The following is an 18,710-nucleotide window of genomic DNA, read 5'->3' on the forward strand; positions in this document are numbered from 1 at the left end:
AAAATTCAATCCAGAATCAATTCAAACTCAATCAAACACGTACCACCCCCACCTCGGCCCCGCGGGTGAACCCGAGAGGCCAAGGGCACCGCGGATCCGGCTTTGCCGGTCCGCCAGTGCCGCCCCCTGGGGGGCGCGCGTCAGCGCGTAGGGGGGGACTACCAATCAGGGGGTTAGATCTTCAATACCCGTTCGCCACGGCCGACGCCGCAACTGCCGGTGCGCACCGTTTCAAGGATGCTGGCGCGATCGAGCGCTTCGATGAACGCGTCGAGCTTGCCCTTGTCGCCGGTCAGCTCGACGGTGTAGCTCTTGTCGGTCACGTCGACGATATGGCCGCGGAAGATATCGACCATCCGCTTCATTTCCTCGCGCTCCTTGCCTACCGCGCGAACCTTGATCAGCATCAGTTCGCGTTCGATGTGGGGCGCCTCGGTCAGGTCCACCACCTTGACCACCTCGACCAGGCGGTTCAGGTGCTTGGTGATCTGCTCGATGACGTCGTCGGAGCCCGAGGTGACGATGGTCATGCGCGAAAGGGTGGCATCCTCGGTCGGGGCGACGGTCAGGGTCTCGATGTTGTAGCCGCGGGCCGAGAAAAGCCCGACCACCCGGGAAAGTGCACCGGCTTCGTTCTCCAGGAGCACGGATATGGCATGTCTCATGTGCGCTCCTTACAGGTCTTCGGAACCGAGCAGCATCTCGGTCAGGCCCTTGCCGGCCTTCACCATGGGCCACACGTTTTCCGTGCGGTCCGTGATGATGTCCAGGAACACCAGGCGTTTCTTGTGCGTGGTGAAGGCTTCGCGCAGCGCGCCCTCGACGTCGCGGGGGCTTTCGATGCGCATGCCGACGTGGCCGTACGCCTCGACCAGCTTGACGAAGTCAGGCAGCGAATCCATGTACGACTCGGCATAGCGCGAGCCGTAGTCGATCTGCTGCCACTGGCGCACCATGCCCAGGTACCGGTTGTTCAGGCACAGGATCTTGGGGCTGAGGTGGTACTGCTGGCAGGTCGACAGCTCCTGGATGTTCATCTGGATCGAGCCTTCGCCGGTGATGACGGCGATGTCGGCATCCGGATGCATCATCTGCACGCCCATGGCGTACGGCAGGCCCACACCCATGGTGCCCAGGCCGCCGGAATTGACCCAGCGGCGCGGCTTGTTGAAGCGGTAGTACTGCGCGGCCCACATCTGGTGCTGGCCCACGTCCGAGGTCACGAAGGCCTCGCCGCGGGTGATCTCGCACAGCTTCTCGATCACGAACTGCGGCTTGATGACGTCATTGGAGGACTTGTACTTCAGGCACTCGCGCTCGCGCCAGGCACCGATCTGCTTCCACCATCCGGCGATCTGCTCGGGATTGCGCCGGGTTTCCTTGAGCGAGGCCTCGACCTGCGCCAGGAAGTCCACCAGCACGTCCTTGACGTCGCCCACGATGGGCACGTCGACCTTCACGCGCTTGGAGATCGACGACGGGTCGATGTCGATGTGGACGATCTTGCGGGCGTTCTGCGCGAAATGCTTGGGATTGCCGATGACGCGGTCGTCGAAGCGGGCGCCGATGGCCACCAGCACGTCGCAGTGCTGCATCGCCATGTTGGCTTCGTAGGTGCCGTGCATGCCGGGCATGCCCACGAAGCGCCGGTCGTCCGCCGGGAACGCGCCCAGGCCCATCAGCGTGTTGGTGCAGGGCATGTCCAGCATCTGCACGAGCTTGGTCAGCTCGGGCGCGGCGTCGGACAGGATCACGCCGCCGCCGGTGTAGATCATGGGGCGCTCGGCCTGCAGCAGCAGCTGGACCGCCTTCTTGATCTGGCCCTGGTGCCCCTTCACGACGGGCGAGTAGGAACGCATCTTGATCTCGCCCGTCGGCGGGGTGTACTTCCCGCGGGCGATCGTGATGTCCTTGGGGATGTCGACCAGCACAGGGCCGGGACGGCCGGTGCGGGCGATATAGAAGGCCTTGCGGATGACGTCCGCGAGGTCCTTGACGTCCTTGACCAGGAAGTTGTGCTTGACGCACGGCCGGGTGATGCCGACCGTGTCGGCTTCCTGGAAGGCATCCTGGCCGATGGCCGAGGTGGGCACCTGGCCGGTCAGCACCACCATGGGGATGGAGTCCATGTAGGCGGTGGCGATGCCGGTGACCGCGTTAGTCACGCCGGGACCGCTGGTGACCAGCGCCACGCCGACGCGGTTCGATACGCGCGAATACGCGTCCGCGGCGTGCACGGCTGCCTGCTCGTGACGCACCAGGATGTGCTTGAATCTGTCTTGCTTGAAGATCTCGTCGTAGATGTACAAGACCGAGCCGCCCGGATAGCCGAACACATGTTCGACCCCTTCGTCGGCCAGGGCGCGCACGACGATCTCTGCGCCTGTGAGTTCCATTGGATTTTCGTCCATTCAAGTTCGCGCTGACGCCCCGGGCGGTACTGCCTCAGGCAGGGAAACCAAACCTGCGCGGGCACCGGCAACATGCGGCGACGCTTCACGGTTCACGGAACCGTTCCACTCGCCCACCTTGCCGACCTCGCGCACGTTCACCGGAACGAGCACTGAAGGTTGAAACGGAAGGCCGGGACCGGACTGCCTTCGCCCTGGGGCTAAGGCCGCCACAACGCTTTTGGCGCGGGCCAGGCTTGGTTGACTGCACTGCATGACGCCGAAGGGTGCCTGGCGTCAGATGAAGCTCTCTGCCGTCGACTTTTGTAACGCTTTCGGCGAGCCCGCTAGGCTATCAGGAATGTTGCGATGCGGTCAAGGCTCACCGCAGTGACTGGGATTTTCCCCCGGGTCGCGGCCACGGGCGGACGGAGCCGGCCATGCTCGGTTATCGTAGCGCCCCATGAACGACACCCCTTCCGCCTCTCCCGCCCTCCAGGCCGCGCCGGGCCGCTGGCGCCGGTTCGCCTGCATGATGTATGAAGCCATCCTGCTGTTCGGGGTGGTGTTCGTGGCCGACTATCTGTTCGATACCCTGACCCAGAGCCGGCATGCGCTCATGCTGCGGCACGAGCGGCAGGCGTGGCTGTTCTGCGTCATCGGCGTCTATTTCGTGCTGTGCTGGCGGCTGGGTGGACAGACCCTGCCCATGAAGACCTGGCACATCCGGCTGATCGACGCCGGCGGCGGCCGCCCGCCGGTCTGGAAAGCCGTGCTGCGCTACGTCCTGGCCTGGCCCTTCACGCTGACCGGACTGGGTTTCGTCTGGACCTTCTTCGACCACGACCGCCAGTTCCCCCACGATCGCATCGTCGGCACCCGGCTCGTCTCCACGCGGTGATCCGTCCCCGGCCAGGCGCCGGAAATCCGGCGCCTGGTGTTGCATTTTTCACGAAATCCCCGGCTTGTCGGCCACTGTTCAGCTATCTGTAAGCTCACGGCGCCTATCTTCCCTGGTCAACGAAGAATGCGAATCATTCTTCGTTAGAGTTTCATCTCATCTCACGAGGGCGGGGGCCAGACACCCCGCCCCGCATCTATGACGGGCCTCGCGCCCACCTTCGGGGGATTTCACGGTGATATCTACGAACCAGTTCCGGTTCAATACCCTGGCGGCCGCCATCAGCGCGCTCACGTTCGTGCCCGCCGCCCAGGCCCAGGCGCAGAGCGCCAACTCGGCCGACGCGCCCCGCACCAGCGGCCAGCTCGCGCCCATCACGGTGCGCGGCGAGGCCGAATCGGCGTACAAGGCCGACCAGTCCGCCTCGCAGAAATTCACCGCGCCGCTGCTGGACACGCCCAAGAGCGTCACCGTCATCCCTCAGGAAATCATCGAGAACACCGCGTCCACCACGCTGACCGAAGCGCTGCGCCTGACACCGGGCATCTCGTTCGGGGCCGGTGAAGGCGGCAACCCGCTGGGCGACCGGCCTTTCATCCGCGGCTACGACGCGCAATCGAGCACGTACATCGACGGCATGCGCGATATCGGCGCCGTGACGCGTGAAGTCTTCAACCTCGAACAGATCGAGGTCATCAAGGGACCGGACGGCGCCTACGGCGGCCGCGGCGGCGCGGGCGGCAGCATCAACCTGATCACCAAGACCCCCAAGGCCGAGAAGTTCACCAATGCCACGCTGGGCCTGGGCACGGACAACTACAAGCGCGCCACGGTCGACGGCAACTGGTTGCTGGGCGACAGCATGGCCTTCCGCCTGAATGCCATGGCGCACGACGCCGACGTCGCAGGCCGCAACGGCGTGGACGTATCCCGCTGGGGTATCGCGCCGTCGTTTACCTGGGGCTTGAACACCCCCACCCGCGTCACCCTCAGCTATTCGCACATCCAGACCGACGATACGCCGGACTCCGGCATCCCGTTCATGTACGGCAACCGGGTCCCGGCCGGCGTGACGGCGATCCGCCCCGTCACCGTCAACATGGACAACTTCTACGGCCTGAAAAGCGACTTCTACAAGACCCGCTCGGACGTTGCCACCGCCCGCGTCGAACACGACATCAGCAGCAACCTCACGGTACGCAACACGCTGCGCTACACGTCCGTGGACCAGCGCTACGTGTGGACCAACCCCGATGACAGCCAGGGCAACGTGAACGACGGCCGCGTCTGGCGCAACGCGAAGTCCCGCACCGGCGGCGTGCACACCATCGCCAACCAGACCGAACTGTTCGGCAAGGCCAACCTGGGCGGCTACGAGCACAGCTTCAACACCGGCATCGAGATCTCGCGCGAGAAATCGGACACCGGCTCGTACACCGTCGCGCGCACGCTGCCGAGCCCCAACAATACCGGAGCCGCGACTTGCGCTGCGGGCGTGGGCGCGCCGTCCGGCTACAACTGCACGGACCTCTACAACCCCAACCCCAACGATCCGTGGAACGGCTCGACGGTCGAAGGCCAGCGCAACAATCACTTCAAGGCCACCACCTTCTCGGTCTACGGCTTCGACACCATCAAGCTGAGCGAGAAGTGGCTGACCAACCTCGGCGCGCGCGTGGACAACTACAAGACCGGCCTGGTCAGCCCGACCGCCGACGTGGGCCGCAGCGACACGCTGTTCAACTACCAGCTGGGCCTGATCTACAAGCCGGCCAAGAACGGCAGCGTCTACGTGTCGTACGGCACGTCGTCGACGCCGGCGAACTCCACCCTGGGCCAGGGCTCGGAATCCCAGGGCATCGTCCCGGGACGCAACGGCGTGGGCGTCAACGCCAAGGACATGGCTCCGGAGAAGAACCGTTCGCTGGAAGTCGGCACCAAGTGGAACGTGCTGGACAACCGCCTGGCGCTGTCCGGGGCGATCTTCCGCATCGACACCACCAACGCCCGCGTGACCCAGCCCGACGGCACCTACGCCATGGCCGGCAACCGCCGCATCAACGGCTTCGAAATCGGTGCCTCGGGCAACATCACCAAGGCCTGGCAAGTGTTCGGCGGCTACACGTTCCTGGACAGCGAAGTCCGCGACCTGGGCCGGGACACCGCCGCCGCCAGCGGCCAGGCGTTCCCCAACACGCCCAAGCACACGGCCACGCTGTGGACCACGTATGCCATCAACAGCGACTTCTCGATCGGCGGCGGCGTGTTCATCTCCAGCAAGCAATACGGTTCTAACGCGGCGGTGCGCCGCTACATCCCCGGCTACACCCGCTTCGACGCGATGGCGGCCTACCGGATCAACCGCAACGTCAGCCTGCAGCTGAACCTGATGAACCTGACCGACAAGCGCTACTTCACCACGACCTACTCGACCCACTACGCGTCGGTCGGCGCCGGCCGCGCCGCGATCCTGAACCTCAACTTGAAGTATTGACCCCCCCTACGCGCTTACGCGCGCCCCCCAGGGGGCGGCACTGGCGGACCGGCAGAGCCGGATCCGCTGTGCCGTGGGGGACTAATAGGCTGGCGGGGGGCGGCTATTCTGCGTGTCCTGGTTGGCCTGTGGGAGGTGCCTTGCGTGAGTAAGGCGCCTCTTTTCTTTTCCGCCCTACCCCGCTCCATGTGAGCCACGCTTCGCGACGTTGCAGGCCGTGTCCGGGGGCGCGGGGCCGGATGGGGCGCATTGGAGCCGCCGGCGTTCAGGTGCTTGGTGGGGAAGCAAGGGCGCAGCTGTCTGAGCGCGGCAGTAGGCACAGTCCGGGGGACTGTGCCCGCCCGAGTTCTGCGCCCGCCCCGCCAAGCACCTGAACGCCGGGAAGTCCTGGCCAAAGGCCAGGACCGGCTCCGTTGCGCCCCATGCGGCCCCGCGCCTCCGGACACGGCCGTGTTTGGAACCCAAGTTCTTGATGCACAATTCCATGAGTCCCATCAACACCCGCAAAACCATGGAGCCCATCTCTCCACAGCGACTGAACGCCGCCACCGCCGACGACCTGGCCGAGATCCTGCGCGGCCCGCGCGAGCGCGCCGCGGCCTGGGTGCGGGCGGCGGCTGAAGGCGGTGTCGTCGAGGCGCAGGCGGTGTTCGGACAGATGCTGCTGGACGGCCAGGGCCTGCCCGTCGATCGGGAACAGGCCGTGTACTGGTTCAAGCGTGCCGCCGACGCCGACCACCCCATGGCCATGAACATGCTCGGCCAATGCCACCACCACGGCTGGGGCGTGCCCGTCAACCTCGTGCTGGCGGCCTACTGGTACCGGCTGGCCGCGCAACAGGGGCTGGACTGGGGCATGTACAACTATGCGACCGCCCTGGCGCTGGGCGAGGGTGTTGCCGCGGACCGGGCGCAGGCGCTGGCGTGGTTCGAAAAGGCGGCGGCCCTGGGCCATGCCAAGTCGATCAATATCATCGGCGGCTTCCACGAGGACGGCTGGGAAGTGCCCGTCGACAGGCAGCAGGCGTTCGAACACTACCGACGCGCGGCCGAGGGAGGCGACTTCCGCGGACAGTTCAACTACGCTCGCCTCTTGATCGAGCGCGGCGACATCGACGCCGCGCTGCCCTGGCTCGACCGCCTGCCCGAGACCGCCACCCCGGCCTTTCTCGCCAAGGCCCGCGCCTTCCTGGAACAGGCGGCCGATGCGCGCGTGCGCGCCAAGGCCGCCGAACTGGCCGCACGCCCGGCCACGCGAGGTCCCGCCGCATGATGGCTTGGGCCATGCGCGGGTTCACGCTCGGCGTGGCGATCCTGGTGGCCCTGACCTCCTGGGCGCTGTCGGCATGGCTGCCCTGGCCCGCGGCCCTGCTGACCGCGCTCCTGCTGGCCGTCGTCATCCACGCGGCGATCGTCGCCCTGGGCTTCGCGCTGGCCCGGCTGCTGACCGATCGCACCGGCCCCGCCGGCCCGCCCGGCTGGCTGGCCGCCATGCCCGAGGAAATCTACCTGTCCCTGCGCAACATGTACCTCGACATCCCGTGGCGGCACCGCTGGCCCATCCGCGTGCCGGCCCGCCCCCGGGGCGCCGTGCTGCTGGTGCACGGCTACGGCTGCAATCGGGGCATCTGGCGCGACTTCGATACCTGGCTGGCCGCGCGCGGCTGGATCGTCGCCGCGCTGGACCTGGAACCTCCGCGGGCCGGCATAGACGGATTCGGCGCGCAGGTGGCCGCCGAGGCCGCCGCGCTGGCGCTGCGCGCGGGCCACGAGCGCGTGACCGTGATCGCCCACAGCATGGGCGGCCTCGCGGCGCGGGCCGCGCTGCGCATCGCGCCCGACGCGCCCATCGACCACGTCATCACGCTGGGCACGCCGCACCGGGGTACCTGGCACGCGCGCTTCGGACGCGGCTTGTGCGCGGCCCAGATGCTGCCCGACAGCCCGTGGCTGTGCGACCTGCAGACCGCCGAGACACCGGCCGTGGCCAGCCGCTGCACCTGCATCGCCTCGCACCACGACAACATCGTCTGCCCGGTCGACCGCGCCCTGCTGCCGGGTGCAGCGGCCTGTCTCGTGGTCGCCCGCGTCGGGCACATGGCCCTTGCCCATGACGCCGGTGTGCGGGCCTTCGTCGAAGAGCGCCTGGACGCCCTGCACGCTTCGGACACGGCGAAAAGCGACGCGGCCTGACAACGGTCCCGCACCGTCACAAACACGTCATCGCGGCATGTTTCCATTCATTCCATGGAAACATCCTCCCGGCCAGCGTGACGACATCGCCCCCCACCCAATGGCGCACCATCTGGATCTCGGATCTGCATCTGGGAACCGCCGGCTGCAACGCCAGCCACTTGCTGGACTTCCTCAAGCACAACGAGGCCGAGACCCTCTACCTGGTCGGCGACATCATCGACGGCTGGCAGCTTCGCAAAAGCTGGACCTGGCCGCAGGCCCACAACGACGTGGTGCAGAAAGTATTGCGCAAGGCGCGCAAGGGCACGCGGGTCATCTTCATTCCCGGCAACCACGATGAATTCGCCCGCCAGTTCATCGGCTACGCCTTCGGCGACATCCAGGTCCAGGAAGACGCGGTCCACGTCACGGCCGACGGCAAGCGCCTGTGGGTCACCCACGGCGACCAGTTCGACGGCGTGATCCAGCACAGCAAGTGGCTGGCCCACCTGGGCGATACGCTCTACACCTTCGCGCTATGGCTCAACCTGCACTTCAACCGCGTGCGCCGCCGGCTGGGGCTGCACTACTGGTCGCTGTCGCAATACCTGAAGCACAAGGTGAAGAACGCCGTGTCCTTCATCACCAACTTCGAGGACGTGCTGGTCAACGAGGCCAGGCGCCAGGGCTACGATGGCGTCGTGTGCGGCCACATCCACAAGCCGGAGATCCGGCATGTGGACGGGGTGCTGTACTGCAATGACGGGGATTGGGTGGAAAGCCTGTCGGCCCTGGTCGAGGACGAGCACGGCCAGTTGCGGCTCGTGTACTGGACCCACCTGACCGACGCGGGCGAGCCGGCGGTGGTGAAGTCCAAGCGGCGCCGGCCGCTGGAGCTGCCTGCGCTTCCTTCGGCGCTGGCGCCCCGGCCCGCTTCCCAGCCGGCGCGCGAAAGCTCGCAGACCGAGACGGCCGACGTCTGAGCCGCCCGGGCGCGGCGGCTAGCGCCGGCGTCCCAGCACGATCACCGCGGCGCCGACCACGATGGCGGCCACGCCGGCCCAGGTGGGAATGGGAACCGTCTTACGAGTATCGGCCGTGGCCTCGACCGGACCCACCTTGAGCAGCGTTTCTTCCGACGTGTACGAAAAACTCTTGTAGCCCAGCGCGACCACGCCCAGCACGATCAGCAGCAGGCCGATGATGACGGATGCCTTCATATCTCCCCCTTCGGTGATGTGACGGCATCAAGATAACCGATGCCCGGCCGCCACGGTGGAGCGGCTAGCAATTCCTTACCTCTGGCCGCCCGCTTCCCCTGCCCTTGTCGATATGGCGGCTATTCGCCCCGGATCGGTGCAAAACTTTTATAATTAGTAATCGTTTTCATTTTCTTCTACCAACCGAGCACATGGCTATCCGCCTCTCCGAGCTACCTTATGGCCATGACGCCGCCGTCAACGCCGTCGAAGACGCCGCCCCGGCGGACCCCATCGCCGTGCGCCTGCGCGACCTGGGCTTCGTGGCGGGCGAGCGCGTGCGCATCGTGGCGCGCGGCCCGATCGGAGCCGACCCCCTGCTGATCCAGATCGGTTTCACCCGTTTCGCCCTGCGCCGCTCCGAAGCCGCGCGGGTCCTGGTCGAACCGCTCGCCTCCTGAATCCCGATGTCCACCACTACCTTGTCCAATCTGCGCGTTGCCCTGGTCGGCAACCCGAACTGCGGAAAGACCGCCCTGTTCAACCTGCTGACGGGCAGCCGCCAGAAGGTGGCCAACTACGCCGGCGTCACCGTCGAGCGCAAGGAGGGCAGGCTGGTCACGCCCTCGGGCCTGCAGGTCAGCGTGCTGGACCTGCCCGGCGCCTACAGCCTGCATGCCACGAGCCCGGACGAAGCCATCACCCGCGACGTCTGCATGGGCAACTTCGCCGGCGAGCGCCGTCCGGACCTGCTGGTGGCCGTGGTGGACGCGACCAACCTGCGCCTGCACCTGCACTTCGTGCTGGAACTGCAGCGGCTCGGGCTGCCCATGGTCCTGGCGCTCAACATGGTGGACGCCGCCGCCAAGCGCGGCATCCGGATCGACCGCGACAAGCTCCAGCAGGCGCTGGGCATCCCCATCGTCGAAACCATCGCGATCAAGCGCGACGGCGCGGCGCAGCTGCTGGCGCGCATCGACGACGACATGCCCGCCGCGCCGCCCGCGCTGCCCGCCGGCACCGACCTGCACCAGGCAGTCAACGGGCTGCTGAGCGAGGCCGTGTCGATGCCGCGGCGCACCGCCGCCATCGACGACGCCATCGACCGCTGGGTCCTGCACCCCGTGCTGGGGCTGGTCACGCTGGCCATCGTCATGTTCCTGATGTTCCAGGCCGTGTTCTCGTGGGCCGAGCCGCTCATGGACCTGATCGAGACGTCGGTCTCGTCCCTGGGCGCCTGGGTGGGCCAGACGCTGCCCGAAGGCATGCTCAACAGCCTGCTGGTGGACGGCATCATCGCCGGCGCCGGCAGCGTGCTGGTGTTCCTGCCGCAGATCCTGTTCCTGTTCTTCTTCATCCTGCTGCTGGAAGAGTCGGGCTATCTGCCGCGCGCCGCCTTCCTGCTGGACCGTATGATGGTGGGCGCCGGCCTGACCGGCCGCTCCTTCATCCCGCTGCTGTCGAGCTTCGCCTGCGCGATCCCGGGCATCATGGCCACGCGCACCATCCAGGACCCGCGCGACCGGCTGGCCACCATCCTGGTCGCGCCGCTGATGACCTGCTCGGCGCGCCTGCCGGTCTACACGCTGCTGATCGGCGCCTTCATTCCCAGCCGGACGGTGCTCGGCATCTTCAACCTCCAGGGCGTCACGCTGTTCGCGCTGTACGTGGCCGGCATCGTCAGCGCCCTGGTGGTGTCCTGGGTCATGAAGCTGCTGCGCCGCGACGCCACGGAACATTCGCTGCTGCTGGAACTGCCCTCCTACCGCATCCCCAACCTGCGCGACGTGGCCACCGGGCTGGTCGAGCGGGCACGCATCTTCCTGGCGCGCGTGGGCGGCATCATCATGGCGCTGACCGTGCTGATCTGGTTCCTGTCCAGCTTCCCCGGCCCGCCCGAGGGCGCCACCGGCCCGGCCATCGAGTACAGCTTCGCCGGCCGCATCGGGGAAGCCCTGCAGACCGTGTTCGCGCCCATCGGCTTCAACTGGCAGATATCGATCGCGCTGATCCCCGGCCTGGCCGCGCGGGAAGTCGCGGTGGGCGCGCTGGCCACGGTGTACGCGCTGTCGGCCGCCGACGACGACGCGGCCTCGACCATGCTGACGCCGCTGATCGCCGCCCAATGGCCGCTGGCGACCGCGTTCTCGCTGCTGGCCTGGTTCATCTTCGCGCCGCAATGCCTGTCGACGCTGGCCGTGATCCGGCGCGAAACGAATTCCTGGAAGGTGGTCGCGCTGACCGCGGGCTACCTGTTCGGGCTGGCTTACATCGCATCCTTCATCACCTACCAGGTGACGAGGCTGCTGACCTGATTTCCGGGAGGCTTCCGTGAGCGCCTATTCCCTGTTCGAAATGACGCTGGTGGCGCTGATCGTCGCCGCCTGCGTGATCAAGGCCTTCGGCCGGTTCGCGCCCAAGACTCGCATGCGCATGCAGTCCTGGCTCGCGCGCCGCATGGACCGTCCGGGCCAGGCCGCCTGGGTGCGGAAGCTGGGCAGGAGCCTGGGCGCCGCGACGCCCGATGCGGGCTGCGGCAGCGGCTGCGGAACATGCGGAACCTGCGGCCCCGGCGAAACCAAGACCATCCAGGTCCACGCCAGGAAATAAGGCCGCGACGAAGCCGGGCGTCAGCCTCGCGGCGCCTCGGGCTTCAGGTCGAACAGGCTCGTGGCCGTCAACTCCAGGACCTCCTTGCCGTCCTGGTTCAACAGATGCCAGCGCCACCGCAGCACGCCCAGTTCGGGCCGGCTGCGCGAAGTCCGCACTTCCAGCACCTCGGCGCGCAGTCGCAATTCGTCTCCCGACATGACCGGATGGGGCCAGCGGACCTCCTCCACGCCCGGCGACGCGAACGACTCGGAGTCGTGCAGCACGGCCCTGACCGCCAGCTCCATCGCGATGCCGCAGGTCTGCCATCCGCTGGCGATCAGCGCCCCGAACCGGCCCTTGCCCGCCGCCTTGCCGTCCACATGGAACCACTGCGGATCGTAGCTGCGCGCGAACGCCAGCATCTCCGTTTCCTCGATCCGCCGGGGGCCGGCTTCGATGATCATGCCGGGCTGGAAATCGGCAAACTTCATTGGGTCGTTCTCCTGGTCGTGGACGCGCCGAAACGCGGCGGCCGCTTTTCGCTCAATGCCGCGAGCCCCTCGCGCGCGTCGGCCCCCGCGAATCCCATGATCTCCATCGCCAGGGAATGCTCGAAGGCCGGCCAGGCGGCGCGCAGCCAGTGATTCAGGCTGCGCTTGGTCCAGGCCAGCGCGGTAGGGCTGCCAGCGGCGAGTTGCGCGGCGATGCCCCGCGCCGTGGACAGCAGCTCGGCATCGTCCACGCACAGGCTGACCAGCCCGATGCGTTCGGCCGCTTCGCCGTCCAGGGGCGCGCAGGTCAGCAGATGGTACTTGGCCTTGGCCATGCCGCAAAGCAGCGGCCAGATGATGGCCGCGTGATCGCCCGCCGCCACGCCCAGCTTGGTGTGGCCGTCGATCAGCTTGGCTCTTCTGGCTGCGACGGACACGTCGGCCAGCAGGGCCAGCACCGCGCCGGCCCCCACCGCCGCGCCGTTGATGGCGGACACCACGGGCAGGTCGCAGTCGATCATGCCCTGGACGATGTCGCGCGCCTCGCGCATGACGCGCAGCCGGTCGCTCTCGTGTTCCAGCATGCCCTGCACCAGTTCCATGTGTCCGCCGGCGCAGAACCCCTTGCCCTCGCTGCGTACCAGGACACAGCGCACGCCCGGTTCGCGCGCCAGGCGCGGCCAGACGGCGGCGAGTTCGGCGTGGCCGTCGGCGCCCAGCGCCGGCATGCCGCCCGCCGGCCCCAGCACGAGTTCGGCCACGCCGTCGTCGGCGAGGTCGATGCGGAAATCCTGGGTTTCTACGGCTAGGGAACGAGGCATCGCGGCTCTCCTTGGAGACGGTGGGATCGTGGACATGCAAGAACGGCGGTCCGGCGGACCGCCGTGCGCGGAAGCTGGCGGCCCTGCCTGACTATTGCCGGATCCAGGCCGCGGGCCGTTTGGCCAGGAAGGCGGCGAATCCCTCGCGCGCCTCGTCCGTGCCCCGCACCCGGCTGATCGTGCGAGCCGTCAGCTCGCGCACCTCGGGGGTGACGGGACCGACCTCCAGCCGTCCGAACAAGGCCTTGATCTCGGCCAGCGCATGCGGACCATTGGCCAGCAGTTCGGCCACGATCGCCTGCACCGCGGCATCCAGGCCGGCGGCGTCGACCACCTGCTGCACCATACCCATGTGCAGCGCCGTCTGCGCGTCGATGCGCGCGGCGGTCAGCGCCAGGCGCAAGGCATGGCGCTTGCCCACCGCATTGACGAGATAGGGGCTGATGACGGCGGGCAGGATGCCGAAGCGGGCCTCGCTGGCGGCAAAACGGGCATCGCTGCTGGCCACCGCCATGTCGCACGCGCAGGCCAGCCCCACGCCGCCGCCCAGCGCCACGCCATGGACGCGGGCGATCGTCGGCTTGGGACAGGACGCGATGGCATCGAGCATGGCGGCGAAGCGCCGCGCGTCCTCCAGGTTCCATTCCTCGCTGGCCTGGCTGGCGCGCTGCATCCACTGCAGGTCCGCGCCCGCGCTGAACGCCTTGCCTTCCCCGGAAAGCACGATCGCGCGCGTGGACGGATCGCTGCCCAGTTCGGCGAAGGCCTGCGCCAGTTCTTCGATCATCCGTTCGTCGAAGGCGTTGAAGACTTCGGGCCGCGCCATGCGCACGTCGACCACGCCCGATTCGTTCCTGGCTATCTGCAATGTTTCCATGTCGGATTCCATGGTGTCTTACCCCTTGATCGTCTCTTGATCCAGGGTACCGCGTCGCGGCTGGGAGCTCGCCATACCGGGCGCGCGAAGCGCGCGGGGGGTGGGCTTCCCTTTAGTAGGTTTCGAGATGCAGGCGGCCTTCGCGCTTGAGCGAACCCGAGATGGCCTCCCAGTTCAGCCCGGCCTGCAAGGCCACGTCGCGCAATGCGAGGACGACGCCCTCTTCCATGCTCTTGAGTCCACAGACATAGAAATGCGTATTGGCATCCTGCAGCAGCCCCGCCAGGTCGGCGGCGCGCTCGCGCATCAGATCCTGGACATAGCGCTTGGGCGCGCCCGGCGCGCGCGAGAACGCCAGGTTGATGTCGATGAAATCCTTGGGCAGGCTCATCAGGGGACCGAAATAAGGCAGTTCTTCCTTGGTGCGGGCGCCGAAGAACAGCATCAGCTTGCCGCTCTCGAACCGCCCCTTTCCGCGCAGGCGGCGGCGCCACTCGGTCATGGCCCGCATGGGCGCGCTGCCGGTCCCGGTACAGATCATCACGATGTGCGAACGCGGATGGTTGGGCATCAGGAACGACGCGCCGAAGGGGCCGATGACCTGGACCTTGTCCCCCACCTTCAGGTCGCACACGTAATTCGAACAGAGGCCCTGCACCGGATTGCCTTGATGATCGGCCGTCACGCGCTTGACCGTCAGGGAAATGTTGTTGTAGCCGGGCCGCTCGCCGTTGCGGGGACTGGCGATGGAGTACTGGCGCGCGTGGTGCGCCTTGCCCTGGCCGTCGGTCCCCGGCGGCACGATGCCGATGGACTGCCCTTCCAGCACCGGAAACGGCAGCGAGCCGAAATCCAGCACGATGTGATGGGTCTCGTTCTGCGTGCCGGGCTCGTTGACGCGCACGTTGCCGACCACGGTGGCCGTGATCGGATTGCGCGGGCCATAAAGGTTCGTATAGGCATGGGCGGCCGACCACGGAGGCGTGGTGGCGCCATAGGCGCCCGAATTGAACGCCTCGTCGGCGCCAGGCGCAACGGGAAGCGGCGCCGCTTCCTGGACGGCCTCTTCCTCGATCGCTTCCGCGCCCGCCGCCGCCAGTTGATCGGGGGTAAGTTCGCCGGGCAGCTCGTCCCACGTGAACTGGTCCTCGATGCTGTAGGCGGCGGATTTCGGAACGGAACGCCAGTTGTCGATCGCCCCCGTGGGGCACGGCGGCACACAGGCCATGCAACTGTTGCATACGTCGGCCCGCACGACGTAGTTGTTGTCGTCGTGCGTGATGGCCCCGACGGGACACGTCGCTTCGCACGTGTTGCAGCGTATGCAGATTTCCGGGTCGATCAGGTGCTGCTTGATGACGACCGTCTGGACTGGCGTATCCATGATGGGGGCTTGCTCAGTTGAACCGGATGTACTCGAAATCCACCGGCTGGCGATTGATGCCCATGACCGGAGGCGCGATCCAGTTGGCGAACTTGCCCGGCTCGACCACGCGCCCCATCAACGAGGCGACGAAGGCGCGGTCTTCCGGCGTGGCCAGCCACTGGTCCTTCTTGGCGTCCCACTCGGCCTGCGACACGACCTGGCCCTCGGGCGAAACGCGCACGCCGGACAACGAACCGATCTGGCGGTTGAACGCCTTGTGCGGCACGGTCAGCCGCACGGGGATGCCGGCCTTCTCGATCACCTTGTTCCAGCGCGCCACGCCCGCCATCGAATCCTTGATGTAGTCGTCGCGCAGGACTTCGTTCAGGCCGTTCAGCATGGGGACGTCCTTCTCGACCAGCTTGCCGTCGCGCACTTCCAGCACCTTGTAGCTCTCGTTGCGCAGCTTGTGGTCGTCGGTACGCTTGCCCTCCTCGTAGCGCCCCTTCAGGCCGGAGCTGTAGAAGGCCGCGGCGTTGGAAGACTCGTCGGCGCCGAACAGGTCGATCGTGACACTGTAGTGGAAATTCAGGTAGCGCTGGATGGTGCCGAAATCGATCACGCCGGCCGCGCGGATGCGGGCGGGGTCGTCGGTCTTGAGCTGGTTCATCACCTCGCAGGTGCGCTGGATCACGCGCGAGACGCCCGACTCGCCCACGAACATGTGGTGCGCTTCCTCGGTCAGCATGAACTTGGTCGTGCGGGCCAGCGGATCGAAACCCGATTCGGCCAGCGCGCTCAACTGGAACTTGCCGTCGCGGTCGGTGAAATACGTGAACATGAAGAAGGACAGCCAGTCCGGGGTGCGCTCGTTGAAGGCCCCCAGTATGCGGGGGTTGTCCTGGTCGCCCGAGCGGCGATCCAGCAGCGCCTCGGCTTCCTCGCGGCCGTCGCGGCCGAAATAGCGGTGCAGCAGGTAGACCATGGCCCACAGGTGGCGGCCTTCCTCGACGTTGACCTGGAACAGGTTGCGCAGGTCGTACATGGACGGGGCGGTCAGCCCCAGGTGGCGCTGCTGCTCCACCGACGCCGGCTCGGTATCCCCCTGCGTGACGATGATGCGGCGCAGGTTGGCGCGGTGCTCGCCCGGAACGTCCTGCCACGCGGCCTCGCCCATGTGATCGCCGAAATGGATCTTGCGGTCCTTCTCGGCCGGGTTCAGGAAGATGCCCCAGCGGTAGTCGGGCATCTTCACGTGGCCGAACTGGGCCCAGCCCTGCGGATCGACGCTGATGGCGGTGCGCAGGTAGACGTCGTAGTTCGTGCTTCCTTCCGGACCGACGTCGCCCCACCAGCTCAGGAAGTTCGGCTGCCATTGTTCCAGCGCGCGTTGCAGCGTGCGGTCCTCCGACAGATTGACGTTGTTGGGAATCTTCTCGCTGTAGTTGATGCTGGACATGTCTCGACTCCGTTGGTCCGGACTGCGGGATGGTTACACTCGATTCAGATCGAAGGCCGCTTTCTCGCCCTTGCCGTACACCTTCAGGGCGCCCTTTTCCCCCACCGCGTTCGGACGGTTGAAGATCCAGTTCTGCCACGCGCTCAAACGGCCGAAAATCCGGGTTTCCATGGTTTCCTGGCTGGCGAAGCGCAGGTTGGCCTCCAGCCCGGTCAGGGCATCCGGCGACATGGCGGCGCGCTCCTCGATGGCGATGCGGATCTCGTCGGCCCAGTCGATGTCGTCCGGCGCCGCCGTCACCAGGCCCAGCGCGTAGGCCGCGTCCGCGTCCAGCGCCTGGCCGGCCCGGGCGCGCGCGGCGGCGAGCGGCTCGGCCTCTTCGTAGAACCGGCGGGCCAGGCGCGACTGGCCGTTGACCATCGGGTAGGTGCCGAAATTCAGTTCCGACAGCGTCAGCCGCGGCGCGCGGCCGGGTTCGTCGGGCAGCGCCAGCATGTAGGCGCGGTCGGCGGCGAAGGCCAGTTCGGCCAGCGTGCCGGCAAAGCATGAACCGGGTTCGATCAGCGCGAACAGCGAGCGGGACGAAACGTCCAGCCGAGCCAGCGTACGCCGCAGCAGGCCCGTGACCTCGCGCACGAACCAGTTCCCGGCATGCCGCTGGAGCGTGGCGTCGCAGGCCAGCACCCGGTCGGCATCGCCCTGGGTCTTGAGCAGCCAGGTGCCGATGTCCAGTTCGTTGGTGCGCATGTGCAGGATGGCGTCATCCAGTTCGCGCGCCATCGCCATCGGCCACCAATCCGCGCCGGCCGCCACGATGCCGTCCACGTCCTCGGGCTGCGCGGCATCCGGCGCCTTCACGGTGAACACGGCGCTGCGGTTGGCGCGGTCGATGCGCACGTCCACGTAGCGATAGCCCAGCGCATCGGCCTCCTCGGTGCGCTCGATGCGGGCCAGGGGCACGCCGCGGGCGCCCGCAGGGCGATCGCTGGACTCGGCCAGCCGTTGCGCGCGCTCCTGTACCACCTGGGCGAACTGCGAAGGCTTGGGCGCGCAATCGACCAGCCGCCATTCCACCGCGCGCTGGCCCCGCACGCCTTCGCTGGTCGTGCAGAAAATGTCCGCCAGGTCATGGCGCACGTGGCGCTTGTCGGTGACGCGGGTCAGGCCGCCCGTACCGGGCAGCACGCCCAGCAGCGGCACCTCGGGCAGCGACACCGACGAGGACTTGTCGTCGATCAGCACCAGGTCGTCGCAAGCCAGCGCCAGTTCATAACCGCCGCCGGCGCAGGCGCCGTTGATGGCGGCCAGGAACTTCAACCCGGAATGGCGGCTGGAGTCCTCGATGCCGTTGCGGGTCTCGTTGGTGAACTTGCAGAAATTCACCTTCCAGGCGTGGCTCGACAGGCCCAGCATGAAGATGTTGGCGCCCGAACAGAAAATCCGGTCCTTCATGCTGGTAACCACCACCGTGCGCACTTCGGGATGCTCGAAACGGATACGGTTCAGGGCGTCGTGCAGCTCGATGTCCACGCCCAGGTCGTAGGAATTGAGCTTGAGCCGATACCCCGGCCGCAACCCGCCATCCTCGGCGATATCCAGGCCCAGCGTCGCCACCGGCCCCTCGAAACTCAGCTTCCAATGCCGGTACCGGGACGGATCCGTGCGGTAGTCCACCTTCCCGGCAGCCTGATCGGCCTGAACGACGTTGCTCATGATATCTCCTCGACGTTTATGCATCTTAGTGCATCAACCAGCTGTTGAATGAAAGATAGTTCATGAACCTAAGCGCGTCAAGCCTCCGCCAACTAGGATCAACCCTGACGATTCAGAAAACCGAACCTCCCAAACCCAGACAACCGCCCCAGACCCAGGAAACCGCGGATCCGGCTCCGCCGGGCCACCGGTTTCGCCCCTACGGGGCCCGGCGCCGGGCCGACCCAAGGCG

At 67.1% G+C, this 18,710-nt stretch carries 17 protein-coding genes; 8 read left to right on the plus strand and 9 right to left on the minus strand.

The window, feature by feature from the left end; all coding sequences use genetic code 11:
- Window positions 1-173 precede the first annotated feature (173 nt).
- Together ilvN and N5K27_RS15040 are read right to left on the minus strand one after the other, a co-directional pair.
- Window positions 174-665, minus strand: a complete 492-nt coding sequence (gene ilvN, locus N5K27_RS15035) for an acetolactate synthase small subunit (RefSeq protein WP_087841377.1) — start codon at window positions 663-665, stop codon at window positions 174-176.
- 9 nt (window positions 666-674) lie between these two features.
- Window positions 675-2,396, minus strand: coding sequence for an acetolactate synthase 3 catalytic subunit (locus N5K27_RS15040; RefSeq protein ID WP_279817350.1), 1,722 nt, complete (start codon window positions 2,394-2,396; stop codon window positions 675-677).
- Window positions 2,397-2,853: 457 nt separating this feature from the next.
- Here N5K27_RS15040 and N5K27_RS15045 point away from each other — a divergent pair, with 457 nt between their 5' ends.
- The 5 genes from N5K27_RS15045 (at window position 2,854) to N5K27_RS15065 (ending at window position 8,943) form a co-directional block, all read left to right on the plus strand.
- Window positions 2,854-3,291: an RDD family protein gene (locus tag N5K27_RS15045; RefSeq protein ID WP_132980067.1), complete on the plus strand. Its 438-nt coding sequence runs from the start codon at window positions 2,854-2,856 to the stop codon at window positions 3,289-3,291.
- A gap of 235 nt (window positions 3,292-3,526) precedes the next feature.
- Window positions 3,527-5,785 carry a TonB-dependent siderophore receptor gene (locus tag N5K27_RS15050; protein WP_243724580.1) on the plus strand — a complete coding sequence of 753 codons (2,259 nt, stop codon included), beginning with the start codon at window positions 3,527-3,529 and terminating at the stop codon, window positions 5,783-5,785.
- A 511-nt stretch (window positions 5,786-6,296) separates the two neighbouring features.
- Entirely contained in the window at window positions 6,297-7,058 is a 762-nt protein-coding gene (locus N5K27_RS15055) for a tetratricopeptide repeat protein (RefSeq protein WP_279817364.1), read from the plus strand.
- Window positions 7,055-7,978, plus strand: a complete 924-nt coding sequence (locus N5K27_RS15060) for an alpha/beta fold hydrolase (protein ID WP_279817353.1) — start codon at window positions 7,055-7,057, stop codon at window positions 7,976-7,978. The genes N5K27_RS15055 and N5K27_RS15060 overlap by 4 nt, the downstream gene beginning before the upstream one ends.
- Window positions 7,979-8,055: 77 nt before the next feature.
- Window positions 8,056-8,943: a UDP-2,3-diacylglucosamine diphosphatase gene (locus tag N5K27_RS15065; protein WP_279817354.1), complete on the plus strand. Its 888-nt coding sequence runs from the start codon at window positions 8,056-8,058 to the stop codon at window positions 8,941-8,943.
- Between the two features lie 18 nt (window positions 8,944-8,961).
- On the opposite strand, the gene N5K27_RS15070 is transcribed toward N5K27_RS15065, so the two are convergent.
- Window positions 8,962-9,180 carry a hypothetical protein gene (locus tag N5K27_RS15070; RefSeq protein WP_087841383.1) on the minus strand — a complete coding sequence of 73 codons (219 nt, stop codon included), beginning with the start codon at window positions 9,178-9,180 and terminating at the stop codon, window positions 8,962-8,964.
- Window positions 9,181-9,377: 197 nt separating this feature from the next.
- Here N5K27_RS15070 and N5K27_RS15075 point away from each other — a divergent pair, with 197 nt between their 5' ends.
- Genes N5K27_RS15075 through N5K27_RS15085 form a run of 3 tightly spaced genes read left to right on the plus strand, consistent with a single transcriptional unit; the run spans window position 9,378 to window position 11,769 of the window.
- A complete protein-coding gene (locus tag N5K27_RS15075; protein WP_087841524.1) occupies window positions 9,378-9,620 on the plus strand; it encodes a FeoA family protein in 243 nt (80 codons plus the stop codon).
- A 6-nt stretch (window positions 9,621-9,626) separates the two neighbouring features.
- On the plus strand, window positions 9,627-11,474 hold the full coding sequence (gene feoB / locus N5K27_RS15080; RefSeq protein ID WP_279817357.1) for a ferrous iron transport protein B: 1,848 nt from the start codon (window positions 9,627-9,629) through the stop codon (window positions 11,472-11,474).
- 16 nt (window positions 11,475-11,490) lie between these two features.
- Window positions 11,491-11,769, plus strand: a complete 279-nt coding sequence (locus tag N5K27_RS15085; protein ID WP_087841385.1) for a DUF6587 family protein — start codon at window positions 11,491-11,493, stop codon at window positions 11,767-11,769.
- Between the two features lie 20 nt (window positions 11,770-11,789).
- Here the strand turns inward: N5K27_RS15085 and N5K27_RS15090 are convergent, their stop codons facing one another.
- From N5K27_RS15090 to boxC, 6 genes are all read right to left on the minus strand, one after another.
- Complete coding sequence (locus N5K27_RS15090; RefSeq protein ID WP_132980063.1) at window positions 11,790-12,242, minus strand: MaoC family dehydratase; 453 nt, start codon at window positions 12,240-12,242, stop codon at window positions 11,790-11,792.
- The gene (locus N5K27_RS15095) at window positions 12,239-13,063 is read right to left on the minus strand and encodes an enoyl-CoA hydratase/isomerase family protein (RefSeq protein WP_087841387.1); all 825 of its coding nucleotides are present in this window, start codon (window positions 13,061-13,063) and stop codon (window positions 12,239-12,241) included. Before N5K27_RS15095 ends, N5K27_RS15090 begins: the two co-directional genes overlap by 4 nt.
- Window positions 13,064-13,154: 91 nt before the next feature.
- Window positions 13,155-13,940 carry an enoyl-CoA hydratase-related protein gene (locus N5K27_RS15100; protein ID WP_279817360.1) on the minus strand — a complete coding sequence of 262 codons (786 nt, stop codon included), beginning with the start codon at window positions 13,938-13,940 and terminating at the stop codon, window positions 13,155-13,157.
- 112 nt (window positions 13,941-14,052) lie between these two features.
- A complete protein-coding gene (gene boxA, locus N5K27_RS15105) occupies window positions 14,053-15,324 on the minus strand; it encodes a benzoyl-CoA 2,3-epoxidase subunit BoxA (protein WP_132980061.1) in 1,272 nt (423 codons plus the stop codon).
- 13 nt (window positions 15,325-15,337) lie between these two features.
- Window positions 15,338-16,765: a benzoyl-CoA 2,3-epoxidase subunit BoxB gene (gene boxB / locus N5K27_RS15110; RefSeq protein WP_087841390.1), complete on the minus strand. Its 1,428-nt coding sequence runs from the start codon at window positions 16,763-16,765 to the stop codon at window positions 15,338-15,340.
- A gap of 33 nt (window positions 16,766-16,798) precedes the next feature.
- Window positions 16,799-18,478: a 2,3-epoxybenzoyl-CoA dihydrolase gene (gene boxC, locus N5K27_RS15115; protein WP_279817362.1), complete on the minus strand. Its 1,680-nt coding sequence runs from the start codon at window positions 18,476-18,478 to the stop codon at window positions 16,799-16,801.
- Between the last annotated feature and the right edge of the window lie 232 nt (window positions 18,479-18,710).

Origin of the sequence: Pigmentiphaga sp. GD03639, assembly GCF_029845405.1 — a bacterium.
Lineage (GTDB): Bacteria > Pseudomonadota > Gammaproteobacteria > Burkholderiales > Burkholderiaceae_B > Pigmentiphaga > Pigmentiphaga daeguensis.

Excerpts from the sequence above, each read along its gene's own strand:
- boxC (WP_279817362.1), bottom strand. The coding sequence starts at position 18,478 with ATGAGCAACGTCGTTCAGGCCGATCAGGCTGCCGGGAAGGTGGACTAC.
- N5K27_RS15095 (WP_087841387.1), bottom strand. The coding sequence starts at position 13,063 with ATGCCTCGTTCCCTAGCCGTAGAAACCCAGGATTTCCGCATCGACCTC.
- N5K27_RS15070 (WP_087841383.1), bottom strand. The coding sequence starts at position 9,180 with ATGAAGGCATCCGTCATCATCGGCCTGCTGCTGATCGTGCTGGGCGTG.
- feoB (WP_279817357.1), top strand. The coding sequence starts at position 9,627 with ATGTCCACCACTACCTTGTCCAATCTGCGCGTTGCCCTGGTCGGCAAC.
- N5K27_RS15040 (WP_279817350.1), bottom strand. The coding sequence starts at position 2,396 with ATGGAACTCACAGGCGCAGAGATCGTCGTGCGCGCCCTGGCCGACGAA.
- N5K27_RS15100 (WP_279817360.1), bottom strand. The coding sequence starts at position 13,940 with ATGGAAACATTGCAGATAGCCAGGAACGAATCGGGCGTGGTCGACGTG.
- N5K27_RS15045 (WP_132980067.1), top strand. The coding sequence starts at position 2,854 with ATGAACGACACCCCTTCCGCCTCTCCCGCCCTCCAGGCCGCGCCGGGC.
- boxB (WP_087841390.1), bottom strand. The coding sequence starts at position 16,765 with ATGTCCAGCATCAACTACAGCGAGAAGATTCCCAACAACGTCAATCTG.
- boxA (WP_132980061.1), bottom strand. The coding sequence starts at position 15,324 with ATGGATACGCCAGTCCAGACGGTCGTCATCAAGCAGCACCTGATCGAC.
- N5K27_RS15060 (WP_279817353.1), top strand. The coding sequence starts at position 7,055 with ATGATGGCTTGGGCCATGCGCGGGTTCACGCTCGGCGTGGCGATCCTG.
- ilvN (WP_087841377.1), bottom strand. The coding sequence starts at position 665 with ATGAGACATGCCATATCCGTGCTCCTGGAGAACGAAGCCGGTGCACTT.
- N5K27_RS15090 (WP_132980063.1), bottom strand. The coding sequence starts at position 12,242 with ATGAAGTTTGCCGATTTCCAGCCCGGCATGATCATCGAAGCCGGCCCC.
- N5K27_RS15055 (WP_279817364.1), top strand. The coding sequence starts at position 6,297 with ATGGAGCCCATCTCTCCACAGCGACTGAACGCCGCCACCGCCGACGAC.